Genomic DNA, 19,233 nt, shown 5'->3' with positions numbered 1-19,233 from the left:
GTCCGGCGCCCGGCTGTACGTCCGAGGGGCGTCCGGAACACCCGGCCGGACGCCCGGGAGGGCCGGGGAAGCGCACGCCCCGGGCGGCGGCCAGCGTCAGCCGGCCGCCGCCCGGGGCGGCATGTTGTACGGCGTGACGACCTGGATCGCCGACGGCAGCGAGGGCCCGGCCGGCGGCAGCGCGCCGTGCGCCCGCATCACGGTGTGGCAGGCCTCGCGCACGTCGTGGCGCAGGTCGTGGTGGAGGACTGCGGACAGCCGGTGCTCGCGCAGCAGCAGGGTGTTGTCCTGGTCGAGGTCGTGGGCGACGAACACCGCGCACGTCCGTCCGAGGTCGGCGAAGGCGCGCAGGGCGGCGATGTTGCCGCCGCCGATCGAGTAGACGGCGCGGATCTGCGGGTCCCGCTCCAGTGCGCCGCGCACGAGGTCGTACTGGGTGGCGTCCAGGCCCTGTCCGCCGACGATCTCCACGAGCGCCCGCTCCGGGTGCCGGGCCCGCATCACGCCGCGGAAACCCATCTCGCGCTCCTCCTCGTTGCGGAAGAACCCGCTGCTCAGGCTGGTGAGGACATTGCCGGGCCGGTCGCCCAGCCACTGGCCCACGAGATAGGCGGCGGTCGCGCCGGCCGCGCGGTCGTCGATGCCGACGTAGGCGAGCCGGGCGCTGGCGGGCAGGTCCGTGACCAGCGTGACGACCGGGATGCCGGCGGCCACCAGCCGGCCGACGGCCGCGGTGACCTCGGGAACGTCCGGCGCCTTGAGGATCACCCCCTGCGAGCCGCGGCGGGCTATCCGGTCCAGGGTCGCCACCAGTTCCCCGGCCGGTCCGGTCTCGCGGAAGTGGAAGCGCGAGCGCAGCACCGCCGGGTGCAGCGACGGCAGCTCGGCCTCCAGGGCGGAGCGGACGGCGGTGGTGAACCGTTCCGGCGCCTGCATCACGATGTCGATCATGAAGGTGCGGCCGACGAGCCTGACCTGGGTGCGCTGGCGGTCGAGGTCGGCGACGGCCCGGCGCACCTCCTGCGCGGTGGACTCGCGCACCCCGCCCCTGCCGTTGAGCACCCGGTCGACGGTCGCCTCGCTCAGACCGGCCTGACGTGCGATCTCACGGAGGGGGAAGGGGTGACCCACGGAATACTCCTCGGCATCGGCTTGAGGGGTTTTTGACGGCCGCCTGCTGGTTGTTCGACGGGTTTGTCATGACAAGAATGGCAGGGCTGAGCCGCCGTTGTCATCGAAGGGACACCGATGTCCTTCACCTCCGTGCAGGGCCCCGCCTGGCTGACCGAGCAGGACTGCGACCTGGACGTGTTCCGCTCGCTCGTCGAGCGCACGACCGACCTCGCCGACTTCCCGCACGCCGCGGGCATCGAGGAGAACGTCCTCGTCTACGACAGCGCCCGTCTGCGGGCGGCCGGTGACGGCGGCCGTGCGGTGCGCGCGGAGCTGGTGCGGGCCTTCTCCCGCGGCCCCGGCGTGGTCGTGCTGCGCGGCGCCTTCCCCGACGCGACGGTCGTCGACCGGCTGACGGCCGTCTTCGACGCGCTCATCGCCGCGCAGCACGCCTCGGGGGCGACCGCCGGGGACCACTTCGCGAAGCCCGGCGCCAACGACCGCGTCTGGAACGCCCTGGAGAAGGCCGCCCTCCACGACCCGGCGGCGTTCGCCGACTACTACGCGAGCGACGTCCTCGCCCTGGTCGCCCACGCCTGGCTCGGTCCCGGCTACCAGGTGACCTCGCAGGTCAACGTGGTCAACCCGGGCGGCGCGGCGCAGAGCCCGCACCGCGACTACCACCTCGGGTTCCTCTCCGACGAGGCGGCCGCCGCCTACCCCGCGCACGTCCACCGGCTCTCCCCGGTGCTCACGCTGCAGGGCGCGGTGGCGCACTGCGACATGCCGGTGGAGTCCGGGCCCACGCTGTACCTGCCGTACTCGCAGACCTACGAGCCGGGCTATCTCGCCTGGCGGCGGCCGGAGTTCCGGGCCTACTTCGCAGCGCGGCACGTGCAGTTGCCGCTGGCCAAGGGCGACGCCGTGTTCTTCAACCCGGCCGTCTTCCACGCCGCCGGCGCCAACCGCACCGCCGACGTGCGCCGGACGGCCAACCTGCTCCAGGTGTCCTCGGCCTTCGGACGCGCGATGGAGACCGTGGACCGGGAGGCGGTGGTGAACGCGGTCTACCCCGTGCTGCTCGGCCGCAGGGCTCGGGGCGCCGGCGAGGAATGGCTGGAGCGGGTCGTCGCCGCGAGCGCCGAGAGCTACCCCTTCCCCACCAACCTCGACGCCGACCCGCCGGTCGACGGACTGGCCCCGCCCCCGCAGGCGGACCTCGTACGACGGGCGCTGCGCGAGGAGTGGACCCCGCGGACGCTCCGGGACGCGCTGCGAGCAGGCGCCGCACGGCGCACCAGCTGAAAGACATCTCACGGATTAGGAACCCCGTACATGGGACTTCTCGACGACAAGGTCGTACTCGTCAACGGCGGCAGCCAGGGTGTGGGCGCCGCCGTCGCACGGGCCGCGGTCGGTGAGGGCGCCCTCGTGGCCGTCACCGGACGGCGGCGGGAGCCGGGCGAGGCGTTGGTCGCGGAACTGACCGCCGCGGGCGGCAAGGCCGTGTTCGTCCGGGCCGACCTGGCGGACGCGGAACAGGCGCGGGCGTCGGTGGCCGAGACGGTGAGGGCCTACGGACGGGTCGACTGCCTGGTGAACTCGGCGGGGCTGACCTCCCGGGGCACGCTGCTGGACACCTCGCCCGAGCTGTTCGACCAGCACATCGCGATCAATCTGCGGGCGCCGTTCTTCGCCATGCAGGCGGCGGTCGCGGACATGCTGTCCCGCGAGGCCCCCGGCACGATCGTCAACATCATCACCTCCTCGGCGCACGGCGGACAGCCCTTCCTCGCGCCGTACGTCGCCGCCAAGGCCGGCCTCATGGGCCTCACCCGCAACGCCGCGCACGCCCACCGCTTCGACCGCATCCGGATCAACGGACTCAACATCGGCTGGACGGCCACCGAGGGCGAGGACGCCACGCAGCGGGCCTTCCACGGCGCGGGCGACGACTGGCGCGAGCAGGCCGCCGTACGGTTGCCGATGGGCAGACTGGGCCTGCCCGACGAGATCGCCGACTTCGTCGTCCTGCTCCTGTCGGACCGGTCCGGCGTGGTCACCGGTTCGGTGATCGACTGGGACCAGAACGTCCTCGGCGGGCTCGACTAGACCGCCGCCCCCGCCCGCCCTCCCCGTCTCCGTCCCCTCCCCGTCTCCGTCCCCTCCCCGCAAGACCCTCAAGGAGCTGCACCCTCATGCGCATCGGAATCCTCGGCCTCGGCCGCATCGGCGCCTTCCACGCCGAGACCCTCTCCGGACTCGACGCCGTCGAGTCGCTCGTCGTGGCCGATCCGTTCGCCGAGGCCGCCAAGGCCGCCGCCGAGCGGTTCGGCGCCGAGGTGGCGGACTCCCCCGAAGCGGTGCTGGCCGCCGGGGTGGACGGCGTCGTGATCGCCGCCGCGACCGACGCCCACCCGGGCCTGATCCTCGCCGCCGTCGAGGCGGGCGTCCCCGTCTTCTGCGAGAAGCCCGTCGCGCGGACGATGGCGGAGGGCGTCGAGGTGCTCAAGGCCGTCCAGGGCAGTCCGGTGCCCATCCAGATCGGCTACAACCGCCGTTTCGACGCGGGCTTCGTGGCCGCTCGGGCCGCCGTGCGCGCCGGTGAGCTGGGCACGCTGCACACGGTCCGCTCGACCACCCTGGACCCGGCCCCGCCGCCCGCCGCGTACGTGGCCGCCTCCGGCGGTATCTTCCGGGACTGTTCCGTGCACGACTTCGACATCATCCGCTGGGTCACGGGCCGCGAGGTGAGCGAGGTGTACGCGGTCGGCGGCAACCGGGGCGCCGACTACATCAAGGCGGCGGGCGACGCCGACACCACCGGCGCGATCCTCACCCTCGACGACGGCACGATCGCGGTGGTGTCCAACTCCCGCCACAACGCCCGCGGTTACGACGTACGCATGGAGATCCACGGCTTCACCGACTCGATCGCCGTGGGTCTGGAGGACAAGCTGCCGCTGCGCTCGGTGGAGCCCGGGGTCACCTTCCCGGCCGGCACCCCGCACGACTTCTTCATGGACCGCTTCACCGCCGCGTACCGCGCCGAACTCACCGCGTTCACCGAGGTCGTGGCGGGCGCCCGCCCCTCGCCCTGCACGATCGAGGACGCGCTGGAGGCGGGCTGGATCGCCGAGGCGTGCACGCTGTCCCTGCACGAGCACCGGCCGGTGACGATCGCGGAGGTTCGGGGTTCCTGACCCTTTTCGAAGCGGCCGGGCGAGGGCGGCCGGGGCAGGGGCGGAGCGCGCCCCGGTCCCCGGCCGCCCTCGCCGGGCTCACAGGCCGTAGCGGATCGCGACCTGGTCCGGGTCGTAGGCGTCCCGCGCCGGGTCGCGTGGGGTCGCCGGCCTCTCCTCCACCAGATCCTGCGGGTCCACCCGCTCCGGCAGTGCACCGAACCGAGCCCGGCGCCCCGCCTCCGCGGCGTCCGCCCGCTGCTCCTGCGGCTGTTCCGCCTGCTGCTGCTCTTCCCGCATCTCACCCTCCCCGCGCTGCTCGGCACGTTCCCGTCCCGTGCCCTCTGTCTTCTGCAACGTCCTCACCGCGCCGCCGGTTCCGCAGGGAGGTCGAAGACGTGGTCCGGTGAGACGATCCTCGTGATCGCGTCGCCGAACAGGGTGCTGGGTTCCTGGTTCTTGTAGTCGATGTCGGTGTTCAGCACGACGACCAGGGTGGCCTGCGCCGACGGCAGATAGACGGTCAGCGACTCGTAGCCCGGCAGGGAGCCGTTGTGGCCGATCCATCCCTGCACGTCGAAGATGCCGAGGCCGTATCCCGCGCCGGGGATCGTGGTGGGCGGGGTGGTCAGCCGCTGCTTCTGGGTGGCCGCGCTGACCATCCGTTCGCCGTCGGGCAGCACACCGGTGGCCACGGTGCGCGCCCAGACCCGCAGGTCGTCCAACCGGGAGATCATCGCGCCGGCCGCCCAGGCCCAGGAGGGGTCCCAGTCCGCCGAGTCCTCGACCTCGCCGGACGCGGTCTGGTTCGTGTAGCCCTGCGCGTGCGGCGTCGGGAACTCGTTTCCGGTGGGGAAGAGGGTGTCGTCGAGGCCGGCCGGATCCAGGATGTGCTCCTGGACGTATTCGTCCAGGGGCTGCCCGCTCGCCTTCTCGACGACCAGGCCGAGCAGGATCAGGTTGGTGTTGCAGTAGAAGAACTTCTCGCCCGGCGGGAACAACACGGGGTGCCTGAACGCGTAGTCGAGCAGTTGCCGCGGCGTGAAGGGCTTGCGCGGGTCGGCGGTGAGCGCCTTGAAGAAGGCTTCGTCCTGCGAGTAGTTGAACAGTCCGCTGCGCATGCCGGCCAGCTGGCGCAGGGTGATCTCGTCGCCGTTCGGCACGCCGTCGACGTACTCGCCGATCGTGTCGTCCAGACCGATCGTGCCCTGGTCGACCAGTTGGAGGACGCCGGTGACGGTGAACGTCTTGGTCTCGCTGCCGATGCGCATGAAGAGGCCGGGGTCCATCTCCCTGCCGGTGCTCTTGTCCGCGACGCCGAAGGACTTCACGTAACGGCCTTTGTCGGGCGTCCAGATGCCGACGCTCACGCCCGGGACGTCCGCCTGTTCCATGACCCGCCGGACGGCCTGGTCGACCTGCTGCCGTACCGAGGGGGTGAGTTCGACGACGTCGTCGCCACCGGACGGGTCGGGCGAGGGCGGTGGGGTCGCGGAGACGGCGGTTGCCGGGCCGGGCGCGGCGGCGGTGACGCCGACGGCGGGCGCCAGCAGCGCTCCCACCGCGGCGACGACGACCGCGCCCCCGCGCAGACGTGGATACGGGTGTGTCATGGGCTCGCTCCCGCGTGTGGGGGGTTGCGCCGCAGGCCACAGCCGCACCATGGGGCACGGGCCGCATGCGGCCCATCTCCCCCACCATACGAGCGCGGGAGCGTCGCCGCCTGTCGGCGACGGACGCTCCCGTCCGGTCCTGCCGGTGTCTCAGGACCGGCCCTCGTCCTCGTTCGCCACGGGGGCGGTGAGGTCCTTCTCCTCCGGGAGCTCGTCGACGTCGACGCCACGCACCTGGGACAACTCGTGCTTGAGAGCCGCGAGTTCGGCGCCGCCGGCCATGTGGTTGGTGAGCTCTTCGAGGCTGACCCGGTCACGGGAGGCGGTGAGCTCCATGGTGCCGAGGCGCAGGACGCTGAAGTGGTCGCCGACCATGTAGGCGTGGTGCGGGTTGTGGGTGATGAAGATGACGCCGAGGCCGCGGTCGCGGGCGGCGGCGATGTACTTCAGGACCACACCCGACTGCTTGACGCCGAGGGCGGCGGTGGGCTCGTCCAGGATCAGCACCCGGGCGCCGAAGTAGACGGCGCGGGCGATGGCGACGCACTGACGCTGGCCGCCGGAGAGCGTGCCGATGGGCTGTTCCAGGTCGTCCAGGACGATGCCCATGTTGCGCAGTTCGCGGTCGGCGGTCCTCTTCATGGCGTCGATGTCGAGACGGCGCACGGGCCAGGGGCCCTTGGTCATCTCGGAGCCGAGGAAGAAGTTGCGCCAGACCGGCATCAGGGGGACGGTGGCGAGGTCCTGGTAGACGGTGGCGATACCGCGGTCGAGGGCCTCGCGGGGCGTCGTGAAGCGCACCGGCCGGCCGTCGACGAGGAACTCGCCCTCGGTGTGCTGGTGCAGCCCGGAGACGATCTTGATGAGGGTGGACTTGCCGGCCCCGTTGTCGCCGAGCACACAGGTCACCCGCCCGGGATGGACGGCGAGGCTCACGCCGTGCAGGGCACGGATGTTGCCGTAGGACTTGCCCGCGCCGCGCAGTTCGACGATCGGGCCGTCCCCGGTCTCGGGGACGGTGTCCGCGATCACGGCCCCGTGGGTACCGCTCTTGTCGGTGGATGTCATGGGGTGGGTCACCTCCGGGTCGCCGTGCGGCTGACCCACAGATTGATCAGGACGGCGCCGAGGAGCATCACGCCGAGGAAGGCCTTGAACCAGTCGGGGTTCCAGCCGGCGTAGACGATGCCCTGCTGCACCATGCCGAACATGAAAGCGCCGAAGACCGGGCCGATCGCCGAGCCCGCGCCGCCGGTCAGCAGACAGCCGCCGATCACGGCCGCGGAGATGTAGATGAGCTCCTGCCCCACGCCCTCACCCGACTGCACGGTGTTGAACGTGAACAGCTGGTGCATCCCCACGAACCAGGCGCCGAAGCCGACCAGCATGAACAGCGAGATCTTCGTGAACGTCACCGGCACGCCGACCGCCCGCGCGGACTCCTTGTTGCCGCCCACCGCGAAGATCCAGTTTCCGTACCTGGTGCGCAGCAGCACCCAGGTCGCCAGCGCCGCGAACACCAGCCAGTACACGATGGTGATCTTCACCTGGACGTCGCCGATGTGGAACGACGACGCGAAGACCTTCTTGGCCTGTCCGAAGCCGTCCATGTCGCTGATGTCGTCGGTCGCCACGTTGGTGGTGACCAGCTTGGTCACCGCCAGGTTCACACCCTGCAGGATCAGGAAGGTGCCCAGGGTGATCAGGAAGCTCGGCAGGCCGGTCTTCACCACCATCCAGCCGTTGAGGAACCCGATCCCCAGCGACACGATCAGCGCCACCACCACACCGACCCACACGTTCATGGTGAGCTGGTAGCTGAGCATGCTCGCGGTGAGCGCCGAGGTGATCACCGCGACGCCGGACGACAGGTCGAACTCGCCGCCGATCATCAGCAGCGCCACCGGCAACGCCATGATCCCGATGGTCGACGACTGGTAGAGGATGTTCGCCATCGCGCTGCCCTCGCGCACCGGCGGGGCCGTGATCAGGAAGAACACGTACACGGCGACGGCGCCCAGGAACACCCCCACTTCGGGGCGCGCCAGCAGCCGCAGCGCGAGTGACCGCCTGACGGTCCGGCCGTCGCTCTGCTGCGGGCCGGAGGCCGGCGGTGTGGTCACCGCCGGCTCGGCATGGGTCTCGCTCATCACCGGGTGCCCTTGGCGGCGTACGCGGCGACCGCCTCGACGTTGGACTTGTCGACGAAGGCCGGGCCGGTCAGCACCGGCTGCTCGCCGCCGCCCATGTAGTTGCCGTTGTTCTTGTAGAGCCACAGCGAGTCGATCGCCAGGTAGCCCTGGAGGTAGGGCTGCTGGTCGACGGCGAACTGGATCGTGCCCTTGCTGATGGCACCGGTCAGGTCCTTGTTGAGGTCGAACGTGGCGATCTTGGCCTTGCTGCCCGCGTCGGCCGCCGACTGCACCGACGTCAGCGCGAACGGGGCGCCGAGGGTGACCACGTAGTCGATGGCCTTGTCCTGGCTCAGCTTGGCGGTGATCGTCGACTTGACCGACGGCATGTCGGTGCCGTTGACGTTGAGGACCTCGGTGGTGCCCTTGAAGGTCTTCTTCACGCCGTCGCAGCGCTGGGTGAGGCCGATGTTGCCCTGCTCCTGGATGACGCAGACGGCCTTCTTGGCGCCCTCGGTGTTGAGCCGGTTGCCGAGGGCCTCGCCGGCCACGGTCTCGTCCTGGCCGAAGAACTCCATCAGGCCGAGGTTCTTCCACTCGCTGACACCGGAGTTGAGGCCGACCACGGGTATCTTCGCGGTCTTCGCCTTGGCTATGACGTCCTTGAGCGCGTCCGGCTTGGCCAGGGTGACGGCGATGCCGTCGACCTTCTGGTCGATCGCGTTCTGGATCAGGTTGGCCTGGTTGCCGGCGTTCGGGTCGGCGGAGTAGACCAGCTTGACGTTGTCCTTGGCGGCGGCGGCCTCGGCGCCCTTGCGGACGATGTCCCAGAAGGTGTCGCCGGGCGACTGGTGGGTCACCAGCGCCACCGTCATCTGCGGGGTGCTCGCCTTGCCCGCGGAAGCGCCGTCCGCGCTCTCCTCGGACTTCTTCCCGCCGGAGCTGCTGGAGCAGCCTGCGAGGGTCAGGGCCACTGCCGCGGCCATGGCCACGACCGGAGCGATGCTGCGTGAGCGGGACGGAGAAGAGCTGTCCATCTTTCCTGCACCTCACTGTGCGACGGAGAAAAACGACGGGAATCGGGTGGAGGCGATCGGGCGGATCCAGAGCCCTTTTCTTCTCAGATTGGGGCCGGGGGGCCGGGTCCGCGACTGTTCAGGTGTCCCGGACCCGGCCTGTGCACTGCTGGGACCGGATTCAATTCCCTGGCGAGCCCACTGTCAATACTTTGTTATGACATCATTTCACGAGCAGGTCCGAATGTAAGAACAAAGCCTTGACAGTGCGAGCTCCCGGGACCTACACCTGGGGAGTGCCGGTCCCGATCGCCGTGAGGAGCCTCCCATACGGAGCGATCACCCGGGCAACCGGACCTGATCTTGCCGGAGGCGCAAAGTTTCCACGGTTGCGGCCGCGCCGCACCGACGACCCGAAGGGGTGCCCCGATGGCGAAGCCCAGCGCCCGGACCCGTGCCACGCCGGGCTGCGCGCTCGACGCGCTGCACTTCGCACTGGACCGCACCAGCCCGGTGCCGCTCTACCACCAGCTCGCCCGGCAACTGGAGAAGGCGATCGAGCGGGGGGCGCTCACCCCGGGTGATCTGCTGGGCAACGAGATCGACCTGTCGACCCGGCTCGGACTGTCCCGCCCGACGGTCCGCCAGGCGATCCAGTCGCTCGTCGACAAGGGGCTGCTGGTGCGCCGGCGCGGCGTCGGCACGCAGGTGGTGCACAGCCAGGTGAAGCGGCCGCTGGAGCTCAGCAGCCTGTACGACGACCTGGAGGCGGCCGGCCAGAGGCCGACGACACGCGTGGTGCGCAACGAGCGGGTGCCGGCGACCGCGGACGTAGCCGCCGCACTGGCCGTGGCGGAGGGCAGCGAGGTCACGCTGCTGGAGCGGCTGCGCGGGACGCACGGGCAGCCGGTGGCGTTCCTGGCCAACTACCTGTCTCCGGCGCTGCCGGACTTCGACACCGGGCGCCTGGAGTCGACGGGCCTGTACCGGCTGCTGCGCACCGCGGGCGTCACCCTGCACAGCGCCCGTCAGACGGTTGGCGCCCGCTCCGCCACCGCCGAGGAGGCCGCCCTCCTCGCCGAGGCGGAGGGGGCGGCCCTGCTGACCATGCGGCGCACCGCGTACGACGACACCGGCCGGGCCGTCGAGTACGGGACGCACATCTACCGCGCGTCCCGGTACGCGTTCGACTTCCAGCTGCTGGTCAGACCGTGAGGCGGCGAGCCCCGGCCGGCCAAGGGCCCGGCCGCCGCGGCCGGTTCAGCGGGGCGCCATGCGCAGGGCGCCGTCCATCCTGATGGTCTCGCCGTTGAGGTAGTCGTGGTCGACGATCGTCAGCGCCAGCCGGGCGTACTCCTCCGGGCGGGCCAGTCGGCGCGGGAAGGGCACGCCGGCCGCGAGCGAGGCGCGGAACTCCTCCGACACGGTCGCCAGCATCGGCGTCTCCACGACGCCCGGCGCGATGGTGCACACCCGGATGCCGTACTGGGCCAGGTCGCGGGCGGCGGGCAGGGTCAGCCCGACGACCCCGCCCTTGGAGGAGGCGTACGCGGCCTGGCCGATCTGGCCGTCGTACGCGGCGATCGAGGCGGTGTTGACGATGACGCCCCGCTGGCCGTCCGCGTCGGCCTCCGTCTCGGCGATGGCCTCCGAGGCGAGCGCGAGCACGTTGAACGTGCCGACCAGGTTGATCTGGATCACCTTGGCGTACAGGCCGAGGTCGTGGACGCCCTTCTTGCCGAGGATCCGCGCCGACGGGCCGATGCCGGCGCAGTTGACGACCGTCCGCAGTGGCACGCCGGACCCGGCCGCGGTCGCGACGGCGGCCCGGACCTGCTCGGGGTCGGTGACGTCGGCGGGCACATAGGTGACGCCGTCGACCTCGGGCGCCTTGTCGACGCCGTCCTTGAGGTCGAGGGCGAAGACCCGCGCGCCGCGCCCGGCGAGGGCCTGCGCGGTGGCCGCGCCGAGGCCGGACGCACCGCCGGTGACGAGGGCGGCGGTGTTCTCGAGCTGCATCATCACTCCTTGCCGAGGACGGTGAGCACACCGCCCTCGTCGCGGTCCAGCGCACGGGAGATGATCATGCGCTGGATCTGGTTGGTTCCTTCGAAGATCTGCATGACCTTGGCCTCGCGCATGAAGCGCTCCACCGGGAAGTCACGGGTGTATCCGTACCCCCCGAGGACCTGCACGGCGTCCGTGGTCACCTTCATGGCGTTGTCCGTGGCCACGAGTTTGGCGATGGACGCCTCCCGTGTGAAGGGCAGGCCAAGGTCCTTCAGCCGGGCGGCGGCCAGCGCGGTGGCCCGTGCCGACTCGATGGCCGCGCCCATGTCGGCGAGCACGAACGCCAGACCCTGGTGCTCGATGATCGGCTTGCCGAAGGTCTCCCGCTCGCGGGCGTAGCGCACCGCGTGGTCGAGGGCGCCCTGGGCGAGACCCGTGGCGACGGCGGCGATGCCCAGGCGGCCGCAGTCGAGGGAGGCGAGCGCGATCTTCAGCCCCTGTCCCTCCTCCCCGATCCGGCGTTCGACGGGCACCCGGACGCCCTCGAACCGCATGGTCGCGGTCGCCGAGCCGGTCAGGCCCATCTTGCGCTCCGGCGGGTCGGCGCTGAGCCCGGGGGCGTCGGCCGGGACGAGGAAGCAGGAGATGCCGTGCGTCCGGTCGTCGGAGGTGCGGGCCATCACCGTGTAGAAGTCGGCGTAGCCGCCGTGCGTGGTCCAGGCCTTGGTGCCGTTCAGCACGTAGGAGTCGCCGTCGCGGACCGCGCGCGTGAGCATGGCCGCCGGGTCGGACCCGGCGTGCGGCTCGGACAGGCAGTACGCGCCGAGCAGCTCACCGGCCAGCATGTCCGGCAGCCATCTGCGCCGCTGCTCCGCGTCGCCGAAACGGGCCAGCGGGAAACAGGACAGGGCGTGCACCGAGATCCCCACGGCGACGCTCGACCAGACCGCGGCGATCTCCTCGAGGACCTGGAGGTAGACGTCGTACGGCTGGTCCGCCCCGCCGTCATCCTCGGCGAAGGGCAGCCCGAGCAGGCCGCTGCGGCCGAGGGTGCGGAAGACGTCCCGGGGGAACGCCCCGTCCGCCTCCGCGTCGGCGACCCGGGGTGCGAGTTCCTTGGCGGCGAGGGTGCGGGTGAGCTGGATGAGCTCGACGGCTTCCTCGGTCGGCAGGGCGCGGGTGGCAGGCATGGTGACCTCCACGAAGGAGTGCGGAATGGGCGGAGTACTGAGAATGATACTGGCGTGCGTACGAACGTATCATTCACGGTACGCCATGAAGGCCGCCCGCAGCCAGGCCTGAGAGCAGCTCGAGCGGTGTCGCCGACGTGATCGCGAAGCGGCCGCGAGACCGGACGGTGACCGGGCGGATGGCCGGACGGGGCCGCGTGCCGAGCCGGACGGAAGGCCGGACGGAAGGCCGGGCAGCGAGCCTGACACCGAGCCGGGCGGAAGGCGGGGCGGAGAACCGGCGGCCACCCCCGGACAGCAGGCGGACGGAGAGTGGGGCGCGCGGCTCAGGAGGAGACGGCGTGCACGATCAGCGAGGCGAGCTGTTCGTAGGCCTCCGCGTCGGTCAGTCCGGTGCGAGCCTGCAGTTCGCCCTGCTGGATCTGCCGCATGGTGGCGGCGGCCACCTCGCCGACGAACGCGGTGTGCACCTCGCGGAAGGCGCCGTCCGACACGCCTTCCGCGATCAGCCGGCGCACCCGCTCGGCGGCCATCCGGGTGTTGGCCTCGTACACCTCGCGGGCGGGCGGGAAGTCGGCCACGTCGTCGAGGAAGCCGCGGGAGAGCGGGCGCAGCTGCTCGGCCACGGCGGTCAGATAGGCCCGCACGCGGTCCGAGGGGTCGGCGGTCAGCGCCACCCGCTTCTCGACGGCCTCGGTCGCCCCGCGGAAGTAGTGCTTGACCGCCTCGACGACCAGCCCCTGCTTGCTGCGGGCGAGCTGGTACAGCGTCGTCTTGGAGCAGCGCAGCCGCTCGGCGAGGTCGTCGAGCGTGAGATGGGCGAACCCCTCCGCCGTCACCAGTGCGACGAGTCGTTCCAGCAGGTCGGCCTGTCTGGCGGTGCGGCGGGAGGAAGAGGACGGCATGATCCCCAGCCTGACATGCTCCTCCCCCCGAAGGGCGAGGATTCCGGCCTTCTCCGCCATTGGCCACGCCGCTGCCCGGCGCCGTTACCAAAATGTCGGGCTGGGAGCCGATTGTCGTGACGGTGGGCGCCGTGCACAATGCACGAGTCCGCCTCGCCCCGTGCACGACGGCGGTCCCTTGAGGAGGACGGGCCATGGTCACCGCCTGGTGGTTGCCGGTGGCGGCGCTCGGCGGTGCGGGCCCCGCCGGTCTGCTGACGTTCTGCCGCATGCGCCGAAGCGCCTCGGCCCGGGTGGCGGAGCTGGCCCGGCTGGAGCACCTGGTGGAGCGCCGGGCCGAGCAGGTCACCGCGCTCAGCCACGAGCTGCGCACCCCGCTCAGCATGATCAAGGGCGCGGTGGATCTGCTGCGGGAGAGGTCCCCGGGTCCGCTGACCGCGGCGCAGGAGAGGTTGCTGCTGGTCGCCGACCACCAGTCGACGCAGGTCATCGGCCTGTGCGAGAGCCTCCTGATCCAGGCGAAGATCGAGGCGGGGCTGTTCACGCCGCGCATGGAGAAGGTGGACGTGTCGGTGGTGGCACGGGACGTCGTCACCGCGATGCGTCCGCTGTGCGCCCAGCGCGACCAGCGGGTCGGTCTGGACGTTCCGCAGGTGATGCCGCGGATCCCGGCGGACCCGATGCTGTTGCGACAGGCACTGACGAACCTGCTGTCGAACGCGAGCCGGTTCACCACCACGGGCGGGAGCATCGACGTCCGCGTCGCGCTCATCGACACCGGCGTCGCCGTCTACGTCACCGACGACGGCGCCGGCATGACACGGGCCGAGCGGCACCGGCTGTTCCACCGCTTCGCCACCGGGCGGCCGCTGGCCGACGGGACCGGCCTCGGTCTCGTGATCACGAAGACGGTGGTGGAGCTGCACGGAGGCGAGATCATGGTGCACACCGCGTCGTCCCGCGGGACGACGTTCCTGCTGACCCTGCCCGACGCGTCATGACGGCTTCGGCACAGACCGCGGCCGGGCCAACCGTCCTGGTGGTCGACGACGAACCGCAGATGACGATCATCATCGAGTTCGCCCTGCAGACGCAGGGGTTCACCGTGCTCACCGCGCACGACGGGGCGACCGCGCTGAACCTGCTGCGCCACCACGCGGTCGACCTGGTCGTGCTGGACGTGATGATGCCGGCGATGGACGGGCTCACCCTGTGCGGCCGGATCCGGGCCCGGTCGGACGTACCGGTCATGCTGCTCACCGCGCTGTCGGGGCACGACGACGTGATCTCGGGCCTGGAGCACGGCGCCGACGACTACGTGACCAAGCCGTTCCACCCGCGCGAGGTGGCGCTGCGCGCCCAGGCCCTGGTGCGCCGGCACCGCCGGGGCAGCGGCGGCGCGGTCCGTGTGGGCCGTCTGGTGATCGATCCGGCGGCGCAGTCGGCGACGCTGGCCGGACGCCGGCTGGACCTGCCGTTCACGGAGTTCAAACTGCTGTCCCACCTGGCCTCCCGACGCGGTGTGCCGCAGTCCTGGCAGGACCTGCTGCGGGAGGTGTGGGGCGCCACCGACCTGCTGGGCGGACGGGACGTGGTCAAGTCCACGGTGTACCGGCTGCGTTCGCGGCTGGCCAGCGCGCCGGGCGGCTCGGCGTACCTGCGCACGCTGCGCGGCGTCGGCTATCTGATGCCGGACCTGCCCGTGGAGGACGGTGCGGGCGGCGCGGGGAGCGACGGCGATCCCGGCGAGGAGCCGCAGAAGCCGGCGGCGGCCCGCTGACGGCCCCGGGGCCCGCCGGTGACGGCGCTGTCACCGAGGCTCACCACTGCGTCACCGCAGGCCCGTTCACCCGCTCCTAACGTGGCCGCAACATCGCTCGGCCGGGCCGGTCGGGCTCGCACACGCGGAGGTCAACGTCGTGACAGTCGTGACTAGGGAAAGACGATCGCGCCGCGGCGCGGCAGTGACGGCAGCGGTTCTGGCGGCCGTGGTCGCCGCCGCGAGCGGCTGTGCGCGCGAGGCGGGCGACGTCGGCGCCGCACAGGACGGTGGCGTCGTGCACGTCGCCTGCGGCGCCACCGAGGAGTGGTGCGCCGCCACCACGAAGCAGTTCGCGAAGACCTCCGGAGTGAAGGCCGACTTCGTCCGGCTCTCCAGCGGCGAGGCGCTGGCCCGGATCCAGGCCGGCAAGGGCAACGCGGAGTTCGACGTCTGGTACGGCGGCCCGGCGGACGGGTACGCGGCCGCCGGCGACCAGAAGCTGCTGGAGCCGTACGTGTCGCCGAACGCGGCCGCCATCCCCGCCAAGTACAAGGACGCCTCCGGTCTGTGGACCGGCGTCTACGTCGGTGTGCTCGGATTCTGCAGCAACGGCGCGCTGTTGAAGGAGAAGGGTCTCAGCGCCCCGCGGTCCTGGGCCGACCTGCTCGACCCGAAGCTGAAGGACGACATCGGCATCGCGCATCCGTCCACGTCGGGCACGGCCTACACGGCCCTGTGGACGCAGGTGCGGCTGGCCGGCGGGGACGAGGACAAGGCGTTGGCGTACATGCGCAAGCTGCACCCCAACGTGCTGCAGTACACCAAGTCCGGCTCGGCGCCGGCGCAGATGACGGCGCGCGGCGAGGTCGCCGTCGGCGTCCTGTTCTCCCATGACTGCACAGCCACCAAGGAGGCCGGCTTCCCGGGCCTGGAGGTGACCTTCCCCGCCGAGGGCACGGGCTACGAGACCGGCGGCGTCGCGCTGGTCAAGGGCGGGAAGGACCCGGTGAGCGCGCGGAAGTTCGTCGACTGGGCGCTCACACCGCAGGCTCAGGAGATAGGCGCCGGAGTCAAGGCCTACCAGGTCCCCACCAACCCCGCCGCCAAGGTCTCCGGCAAGGTCGTGAACCTGGCCTCCGTCAAGCTGGTGGACTACGACGCGGCCCGGGCCGGAGCGGCGAAGCCGGCGCTGACCAAGCGGTTCGACGAAGAAGTCGCGCAGGCGCCCAAGTCATGACCACGACGCTCTCCGGCCGTGCGCCGTCCCCGTCCGCCCCGACCGGGGCGGCGGTGCCGCGCAGGCGCCGCCGGCCCGACCTGGGCGTGGGCATCCTGATCACCGCCGTCGCCCTGCTGGTCGTGATCGGCGCGGCGGTTCCCCTGGTCGCGGTGCTCGCCACCGCCTTCGCGCCCGACGCGCTGCCGCGCTACGCGGAGTTCTTCACCTCGTGGGTCGACCTGGTCGTGCTGCGCAACACCCTGGTGCTCGGCACGCTCGTCGGGGTCTGCGGCACGGCGCTCGGCTTCCTGTTCGCCTTCGTCCAGGCCCGGCTCGACGTGCCGGGCAAGAGGATCCTGCACGTCGTCGCCCTGCTGCCGATCGTCAGCCCGCCGTTCGCGATCGCCACGGCCACGGTCGTGCTGTACGGGCGGCGCGGCGTCGTCAGCAACGGCGTGTTCGGCCTGGAGTACGACATCTACGGCCTCGACGGGCTGGTGTTCGTGCTGTCCCTGTCGCTCTTTCCCGTGGCGTATCTGGGGCTGCTCGGCATGCTGCGGGGTCTGGACCCGGCACTGGAGGAGGCGGCGATGAACATGGGCGCCTCCCGGTGGCGGATCCTGCGCACGGTGATCCTGCCGCTGGTGGCCCCGGGGCTGGTCGCGCCGTTCCTGCTGCTGTTCGTGGAGGCGATCGCCGACCTGGCCAACCCCCTGGTGCTGGGCGGCGACTACACCGTCCTGGCCGGCCGCGCCTACCTGGCGGTCACCGGTGAGTACGACATCACCGGCGCCTCGGTCTACTGCGTGATCCTGCTGGTGCCGTCGCTGGCGATGTACTTCGGGCAGCGGCGGTGGATGAACCGGAAGGTGCGCACCACCATCACCGGCCGGCCCTCCGGCAGCGTCCATCTGATCGGCGGCTGGGCCAGGTGGCCGTTCTACGGCCTGGCGCTGCTGGCCGCCGCGGTGATCCTCAGCCTCTACGGCACCGTGATCGCGGGGTCCATGACCCGGGTGTTCGGCGTCGACAACACGTTCACCCTCGACTATCTCGAGGAGGTCGTCGCCGGGGTCGGCGTGGAGGCGGTGCTGGACACGCTCAAGTTCGCCGCCATCGCCACTCCCGTGGCGGGCATCGTCGGTCTGGTCATCGCCTGGCTCGTCGTGCGGCACCTGGACCGCACGGCCTGGCTGCTCGACCTCGGCGGCACGCTGGGCGTCGCCGTCCCCGGCACCGTGCTGGGCATCGGGTTCGTGCTGGCGTACCGGCCGGACCGGTGGATCGGCCCGGTGCACGCGCTGCCGAGTCTGGTGGGCGGGAGCGCCGTCGCGGGGGGCGCGGTCGCCATCGTGCTCGCGTACATCGTCCGCAGCGTTCCGGCCGGCCAGCGCACCGCGGTGGGCTCGCTCACCCAACTGCACCCCTACATCGAGCAGGCGTCGACCGACCTGGGGGCGAGCCCCCTGCAGACCTTCCGCCGGGTGACGCTCCCCCTCATCCGGCCGGCGCTGCTGACCGGGCTGAGCTACAGCTTCGCCCGCAGCATGACCTCCGTCTCCACGATCGTCCTGCTGGTCACCCCCCAGACGAAGATCATCACGTCTCAGGTCCTCAGTGCCGCCGGCACGGGCCGGTACGGCGTCGCCTTCGCCTACTGCACCGTGCTCACCGTGCTGGTGCTGGCGGGCTTCGCGGTCATCCGCGTCCTCGTCGGCGCCGGCGCAGCCCTGCAGCGCACCGCCACCTCCGAAAGGCAGAAGTCATGACCGCCGCCGCGCCCGAACTCCACCCCGCGCCCGTGCGCGAGGCCGACAGCGGACACCTGCGGCTCGACGCCCTGACCAAGCGGTTCACCGGCCGCTCCGGCACGGTGACCGCCGTCGACAGCGTCTGTCTCGATGTCGAGCCCGGAGAGTTCATCACCCTGCTCGGACCGTCCGGCTGCGGCAAGACCACCACCTTGCGGATGGTGGCCGGTTTCGAGGAGTCCTCCAGCGGCAGCATCCTGCTCGACGGCGGGGCCATCGACGCGATGCCCCCGCAGCGCAGGCCCATGGCGATGGTGTTCCAGAGCTACGCGCTGTTCCCGCACATGACCGTGGCGGAGAACATCGCCTACGGGATGCGGCTGCAGCGCCGGTCCCGCGACGACATCGCCACCAGCATGCGGATGGCCGTCACCAGCATGAACCTGGTCGGTCTGGAGGACCGCAGCCCGCACGAGCTGTCCGGCGGCCAGCAGCAGCGCGTCGCGCTGGCCCGCGCCCTGGTGGTGCAGCCCAAGGTGCTGCTGTTCGACGAGCCGCTGTCCAACCTGGACGCCAAACTGCGCGACGCGATGCGGGCGGAGATCCGGCGCATCCAGAAGATGTTCGGCATCACCAGCCTCTACGTCACCCACGACCAGGACGAGGCGATGAGCATGTCCGACCGGATCGTGGTGATGAACAAGGGAAGAGTGGAGCAGGCGGCGACGCCGGGCGAGATCTACGCGAGGCCGGCCAGTGTCTTCGTCGCCGACTTCATCGGCCGCGCCAACTTCCTCGAGGCGGCTCCCGAGAGCGTCGCCGAGGGCCGGGCGACGGTGAGCGTGCTCGGCCGCCGGCTCACCGTCGCCGCGCACCCCAAGGTGACGGCCGGCGCGAGCGACACGTATCTGATGGTGCGTCCGGAGACCGTCAGGCTGTCCGCCGTCACCGACGGCGGCGCCGGGATCGGCGCGGTCCTGCGCTCCACCTTCCACGGCCCGACCACCGACTACGAGGTGGAGACGACCGGCGGCACCATCACCGTCACCGAACCGGGCGTCGACCCGCGCGAGGCCCTGACGGAGGGCACCAACGTCGACGTCGTCCTCGACCCGGACCGGGCCTACCTGCTCACCCAGAGCTAGGGGTCTTCGTCCGCGCGCACCGACGGAAAACACGCAGAGGCCGTGTCGAAGTGTTCCGATACGGCCTCTGAACGACGACTTCCCGGTCGGCGGAGCAAGGTTCTGACGATCTCTCACCCGAACGGCGGGGGCGGGGGTACAGTCGGAATGTGCGCCTTGGGCCGATCACATCGCGCGTGTCGTCCGGGAGCAGCA

General features: G+C 71.4%; 18 protein-coding genes. 9 read left to right on the top strand and 9 right to left on the bottom strand.

The features are described 5' to 3' along the window. Window positions 1–96: 96 nt before the first annotated feature. Window positions 97–1,131, bottom strand: coding sequence for a LacI family DNA-binding transcriptional regulator (locus C6376_RS35190; RefSeq protein WP_107447115.1), 1,035 nt, complete (start codon window positions 1,129–1,131; stop codon window positions 97–99). A gap of 117 nt (window positions 1,132–1,248) precedes the next feature. On the opposite strand from C6376_RS35190, the gene C6376_RS35185 reads away from it, so the two are divergent. The 3 genes from C6376_RS35185 to C6376_RS35175 all read left to right on the top strand — a co-directional run bounded on the left by C6376_RS35185 (window position 1,249) and on the right by C6376_RS35175 (window position 4,316). Beyond that, a complete protein-coding gene (locus C6376_RS35185) occupies window positions 1,249–2,418 on the top strand; it encodes a phytanoyl-CoA dioxygenase family protein (protein ID WP_107447114.1) in 1,170 nt (389 codons plus the stop codon). 30 nt (window positions 2,419–2,448) lie between these two features. Beyond that, a complete protein-coding gene (locus tag C6376_RS35180) occupies window positions 2,449–3,225 on the top strand; it encodes an SDR family oxidoreductase (protein ID WP_107447113.1) in 777 nt (258 codons plus the stop codon). Between the two features lie 86 nt (window positions 3,226–3,311). Further along, window positions 3,312–4,316 carry a Gfo/Idh/MocA family oxidoreductase gene (locus tag C6376_RS35175; protein WP_107447112.1) on the top strand — a complete coding sequence of 335 codons (1,005 nt, stop codon included), beginning with the start codon at window positions 3,312–3,314 and terminating at the stop codon, window positions 4,314–4,316. A 78-nt stretch (window positions 4,317–4,394) separates the two neighbouring features. Here C6376_RS35175 and C6376_RS35170 read toward each other — a convergent pair whose 3' ends face one another. From C6376_RS35170 to C6376_RS35150, 5 genes are all read right to left on the bottom strand, one after another. Further along, window positions 4,395–4,595 carry a hypothetical protein gene (locus tag C6376_RS35170; protein ID WP_107449369.1) on the bottom strand — a complete coding sequence of 67 codons (201 nt, stop codon included), beginning with the start codon at window positions 4,593–4,595 and terminating at the stop codon, window positions 4,395–4,397. A gap of 62 nt (window positions 4,596–4,657) precedes the next feature. Continuing rightward, window positions 4,658–5,908 (bottom strand): serine hydrolase, encoded by a 1,251-nt coding sequence (locus C6376_RS35165; RefSeq protein ID WP_107447111.1) that lies wholly within the window; start codon window positions 5,906–5,908, stop codon window positions 4,658–4,660. 150 nt (window positions 5,909–6,058) lie between these two features. Next, window positions 6,059–6,976 (bottom strand): ATP-binding cassette domain-containing protein, encoded by a 918-nt coding sequence (locus C6376_RS35160; protein WP_107449368.1) that lies wholly within the window; start codon window positions 6,974–6,976, stop codon window positions 6,059–6,061. An 8-nt stretch (window positions 6,977–6,984) separates the two neighbouring features. Further along, on the bottom strand, window positions 6,985–8,058 hold the full coding sequence (locus C6376_RS35155) for an ABC transporter permease (RefSeq protein ID WP_107449367.1): 1,074 nt from the start codon (window positions 8,056–8,058) through the stop codon (window positions 6,985–6,987). Beyond that, on the bottom strand, window positions 8,058–9,077 hold the full coding sequence (locus tag C6376_RS35150; protein WP_107447110.1) for a sugar ABC transporter substrate-binding protein: 1,020 nt from the start codon (window positions 9,075–9,077) through the stop codon (window positions 8,058–8,060). Before C6376_RS35150 ends, C6376_RS35155 begins: the two co-directional genes overlap by 1 nt. 408 nt (window positions 9,078–9,485) lie before the next feature. Here C6376_RS35150 and C6376_RS35145 point away from each other — a divergent pair, with 408 nt between their 5' ends. Then, entirely contained in the window at window positions 9,486–10,271 is a 786-nt protein-coding gene (locus C6376_RS35145) for a GntR family transcriptional regulator (protein WP_107447109.1), read from the top strand. Between the two features lie 45 nt (window positions 10,272–10,316). Here the strand turns inward: C6376_RS35145 and C6376_RS35140 are convergent, their stop codons facing one another. The 3 genes from C6376_RS35140 to C6376_RS35130 all read right to left on the bottom strand — a co-directional run bounded on the left by C6376_RS35140 (window position 10,317) and on the right by C6376_RS35130 (window position 13,161). Continuing rightward, window positions 10,317–11,075, bottom strand: coding sequence for an SDR family NAD(P)-dependent oxidoreductase (locus tag C6376_RS35140; RefSeq protein WP_107447108.1), 759 nt, complete (start codon window positions 11,073–11,075; stop codon window positions 10,317–10,319). 2 nt (window positions 11,076–11,077) lie between these two features. Further along, a complete protein-coding gene (locus tag C6376_RS35135) occupies window positions 11,078–12,256 on the bottom strand; it encodes an acyl-CoA dehydrogenase family protein (protein ID WP_107447107.1) in 1,179 nt (392 codons plus the stop codon). A gap of 326 nt (window positions 12,257–12,582) precedes the next feature. After that, window positions 12,583–13,161, bottom strand: a complete 579-nt coding sequence (locus C6376_RS35130; RefSeq protein WP_107449366.1) for a TetR/AcrR family transcriptional regulator — start codon at window positions 13,159–13,161, stop codon at window positions 12,583–12,585. A 194-nt stretch (window positions 13,162–13,355) separates the two neighbouring features. On the opposite strand from C6376_RS35130, the gene C6376_RS35125 reads away from it, so the two are divergent. From C6376_RS35125 to C6376_RS35105, 5 genes are all read left to right on the top strand, one after another. Further along, window positions 13,356–14,162: a sensor histidine kinase KdpD gene (locus tag C6376_RS35125; RefSeq protein WP_107447106.1), complete on the top strand. Its 807-nt coding sequence runs from the start codon at window positions 13,356–13,358 to the stop codon at window positions 14,160–14,162. After that, window positions 14,159–14,941: a response regulator transcription factor gene (locus tag C6376_RS35120; protein WP_107447105.1), complete on the top strand. Its 783-nt coding sequence runs from the start codon at window positions 14,159–14,161 to the stop codon at window positions 14,939–14,941. The genes C6376_RS35125 and C6376_RS35120 overlap by 4 nt, the downstream gene beginning before the upstream one ends. A 184-nt stretch (window positions 14,942–15,125) precedes the next feature. Next, a complete protein-coding gene (locus C6376_RS35115) occupies window positions 15,126–16,160 on the top strand; it encodes an ABC transporter substrate-binding protein (protein WP_216825643.1) in 1,035 nt (344 codons plus the stop codon). Then, on the top strand, window positions 16,157–17,911 hold the full coding sequence (locus tag C6376_RS35110) for an iron ABC transporter permease (RefSeq protein WP_107447103.1): 1,755 nt from the start codon (window positions 16,157–16,159) through the stop codon (window positions 17,909–17,911). The genes C6376_RS35115 and C6376_RS35110 overlap by 4 nt, the downstream gene beginning before the upstream one ends. Continuing rightward, the gene (locus C6376_RS35105) at window positions 17,908–19,038 is read left to right on the top strand and encodes an ABC transporter ATP-binding protein (RefSeq protein ID WP_107447102.1); all 1,131 of its coding nucleotides are present in this window, start codon (window positions 17,908–17,910) and stop codon (window positions 19,036–19,038) included. Before C6376_RS35110 ends, C6376_RS35105 begins: the two co-directional genes overlap by 4 nt. Window positions 19,039–19,233 lie beyond the last annotated feature (195 nt).

The sequence above is a fragment of the Streptomyces sp. P3 genome, assembly GCF_003032475.1.
Classification (GTDB): domain Bacteria; phylum Actinomycetota; class Actinomycetes; order Streptomycetales; family Streptomycetaceae; genus Streptomyces.
Note: the sequence above shows the minus strand (reverse complement) of the source record. Positions and strands in the feature narration are given on the sequence as shown.